This is a genomic window from Vibrio sp. OPT20, from assembly GCF_963889365.1.
Lineage (GTDB): Bacteria > Pseudomonadota > Gammaproteobacteria > Enterobacterales > Vibrionaceae > Vibrio > Vibrio splendidus.
In genome coordinates, this window is record NZ_CAWPOA010000052.1 from 194,947 (window position 1) to 198,948 (window position 4,002).

The following is a 4,002-nucleotide window of genomic DNA, read 5'->3' on the forward strand; positions in this document are numbered from 1 at the left end:
TCTGGCATATCGTCTGGATCGCCACTGAAGCCCATTTCAAACATCTCTCCGGGCCCGGCAACGAAGCTAATATTATTTGGAACAAACAACACACCGTTGTCGACATCAGACTGCACAATTTCTCTGGTGACGCCATTTTCATCGGTATACAAAAGGCTGCCGTTGGTTGGCAAGCTTTCTATCCGAATATTAAGTGGAATATCGTCATGGTCATCTTCTATATCTGAGATGTAATCAGGCATACCGCCATCTTCAGAATCGAAGAGGATTGGTATGATCGCGTCTTCATCATTGACGACCGTAAAGCTGGTCGCTTCAGGCGCATCGTTGACACCATTGATTGTTATCTCGATAACATGCTCGACACCATCGATGGCGGTTACGACATATCGCTCAATAACCGTGTCATCATCATTCAAATATTGAACCGCATCGTTATCAACGACATAACTCCATGCCCCTTCGGGAGTAATCGTTAACATCCCCAAAGCAAGTGCATAAGTAGACCCAATAGGGCTAAACACACCATTAGGTTTAAAGGCCGGCATATCACTGGTATCGACATCGGTAATCGTTAAAGTACCAGACACCGAGAGTTCGTTAGTATCAGGATTGACATCGACATCTTCCGTCACCTCCCCCATGTCAGAGTCACCTTCGCCAACGGTGATCTCGGATGGATCATCAGCACCGTTGATGGTGATGGTCACTTCACTTGTGGTTCCGTCAATCGCAGTAACAGTGTAAACCTCGGTGACAAATTCATCGTCATCAAGATATTGCACATCGTCGTTGTCTACGACGTAAGTCCATTCGCCATCGTCGGTAATCGTCAACACACCCAACGCGGTATCATTGGTCGAACCTTCAGGGTTAAACGTTCCGTTAGGTTGAAAAGCCGCGACATCGTTAGCATCAACATCGGTAATCGTCAGTGTTCCCGTCGCCATCAAGTCGTTGCTTTCTGGATCGACATCAACATCTTCCGTCACCTCCCCCATATCAGAGTCACCTTCACCAACGGTAATCTCAGATGGATCATCAGCACCGTTAATGATGATGGTCACTTCACTTGTAGTTCCGTCAATCGCAGTAACAGTGTAAACCTCGGTGACGAATTCATCGTCATCAAGATATTGCACATCGTCGTTGTCTACGACATAAGTCCATTCGCCATCGTCGGTAATGGTCAACACACCCAACGCGATATCATTGGTCGAACCTTCAGGATTAAACGTTCCGTTAGGTTGAAAAGCCGCCACATCGTTAGCATCAACATCAGTAATCGTCAGTGTTCCCGTCGCCATCAAGTCGTTGCTTTCTGGATCGACATCAACATCTTCCGTCACCTCACCCATATCAGAGTCACCTTCGCCAACGGTTATATCAGATGGATCATCGGCACCGTTGATAGTGATGGTTACTTCGCTTGTGGTTCCGTCAATGGCAGTAACCGTATAAATCTCGGTGACAAACTCATCGTCATCAAGATATTGCACATCGTCGTTGTCTACCACATAAGTCCATTCGCCATCGTCGGTAATGGTCAACATACCCAACGCGGTATCACTGGTCGAACCTTCAGGATTAAACGTTCCATTTGGTTCAAAAGCAGCAACGTCGTTGTCGTCTACATCGGTGATGGTTAGCGTTCCGGAGGTTGTTAAGTTGTTGCTATCTTGGTCAACATCCACATCCTCAGTCACTTCACCTGTGTCTGAATCACCTTCGCCAACGGTTATATCAGATGGATCATCGGCACCGTTGATGGTGATAGTTACTTCGCTCGTGGTACCGTCACTGGCTGTAACGGTATAAACCTCAGTTACGAATTCATCGTCGTCTAGGTACTGCACGTCATCGTTATTGACTACGTAAGTCCAAGCGCCATCAGGTTCGATGCTCAATACGCCAAGTTGTGAGTCGTTTGTTGAACCTACGAGGTTAAACTCACCATCAGCTGAAAAGGTAGGAGTGTCGCTATCTACGTCTGTAATCACGATCTGACCAGACGTCACTAATTGGTTGGTGATGTCATCGACATCAATGTCCTCGGTCACACTGCCTGAATCATCAGTGGCTACAGCTGCATCATCAGTACCAATAATCGTGACTGTAATGACTTGCTCACCTCCATCAGAAGTTTGTACTGTGGTTGTATCTTGAATTTGCTCGCCGTCAGCAAGTTCATCATAAGGACTGTTGGCTACGAAGGTCCAAGTACCATCCTCATTGACGACAAAGGTACCGAGGTCATTGTCTCCAGCGACCTCTTTGCCAATAAAGGTAACGTCCGGGTCGTCGCTGGTTAAAGCGCCACCGGTTTCAATTGGTTCATCCTGCTCAAACTCAATAACGTTAGTTTCGCCTGAAATAAGCGCAAAAGCGATGATATCAAAAAGAGCAATACTTTGAGTTTCTGACAATCCTTGAGACTCAAACCCGTCAGTTTCAAAATTCGTGGCAGCTTGAGTTTCAGCCCCAGTACGTTCAATCCTACCGCTGTTGGTCAAACTCGAGCCTTCCTCACCAGCTGCAGTGTCAAACTCATCTCCTAGTTCCGTTGGATCAAATCCTTCTTCAATAGCACGCTGAACTTGAGCGATCGCATCATCAGTATCTAGTGCATTTTGTTGGCCCTGATTATCTACAAAACGTGCAGAAACACTTGGCACATTGTCTTCACTAGTATCAAAACTGATAATTACGTCGCTAGCCGCTGGTTGTTCGCCCGGAGACAAACGTCTAACTTGGCCTTGAGCGTCGAGCACAACACTCCCGCTAGCAAGACCTAGTATATTTAGGTTGATGTTTCCCATATCCATATTCCCACTTCTGCCCAGAACATGCCAAACGCGGATTCAATCCCACTCTGCGCTGTGGCTATTTCCTACACTAAATTTAGTAGTGCCACTATTGATAATCAACTCACTAGAAGGGTATAAATCTGGCCGTTTTCAAATTAGTCAATAGCAATAGCGACTTACATTCAAAAAAAATCCAACAAACTTCGCATTTTTTTGCAAATGTCCTAAGCTTCGTTTAATACCCTTCTCTCAATCTAACGGGAAACGTAGGTTGGGAAACGGATGAGACATTGAAAGTAGAAGGAGAGCTACTTTGAAATTGTTTAAATTATCCATCATGTGTTGCTTAGTTGCTGCAGCACCACTCGCCGCTCAAACTCTGGAACAGTCTGTGGCTATTACCTTGGCAACGAATCCAGAGATAAAAAGCATCTTCAACGAATATGCGAGCGTGAAAAAACGTAATGATGCCTCAGGAGGAGCGTACAAGCCCAGTATCGACCTTGATGCAGGTATTGGTTACGAAGGCATAAATCCTGCACCAAATAACGGCCCCGATACCGATCTAACAAGAAAGGAAGCGACGATTTCCCTCACGCAATTGCTGTGGGATGGTTCCGCGACTCTGTACGACATTGATCGTACCGCCGCAGAAGCCGAGTCGGTTCGTTTACAATTGATTGCAGATGCCGAAGACAAAGCGCTGGAGGTAACACAAATCTATCTAGACGCGGTGAAAGCCACTGAGGTGTTGGCACTGTCAGAAAGTAACCTTTCAATACACAAAAAAATCTATAAAGATATTAAGAAACGAGCTAATTCTGGCATAGGTTCAACAGCGGATGTATCGCAAGTAGAAGCTAGGATTGCAAAAGCTCATGGTAACTTATTGGCTGCACAGAATAACTTGATCGATACACATACCCAATTTAGACGTGTGGTGGGTCAAGAACCCCTAGGCTTAATTTACCCAAGAGCTGATATTTCTAGAATTCCTTTGTCGTTAACGGACGCCATTGTTGATGCCTTAGACAAACACCCAGTGATCAAAATCGCGGCAGCTGATGTTGACGCTGCGCACTTCCAATACAAACAATCGAAAGGTGTGAACTACCCTACCTTCTCCATTGAGGCATCACAGTCATGGCGTGACGATGCAGGTGGCGATGAAGGCTCAAGTCAAGAAACGCTCGCG

Annotated in this window: 2 protein-coding genes; one reads left to right on the plus strand and one right to left on the minus strand. The window is 46.0% G+C overall.

What is annotated here, in order from left to right; all coding sequences use genetic code 11:
- A partial coding sequence (locus AACR09_RS10905; RefSeq protein WP_228010500.1) for a VCBS domain-containing protein occupies positions 1–2,819 on the minus strand: 2,819 nt, incomplete at its 3' end.
- 301 nt (positions 2,820–3,120) lie between these two features.
- On the opposite strand from AACR09_RS10905, the gene AACR09_RS10910 reads away from it, so the two are divergent.
- The coding region (locus tag AACR09_RS10910) for a TolC family protein (RefSeq protein WP_228010501.1) at positions 3,121–4,002 on the plus strand (882 nt) is incomplete at its 3' end.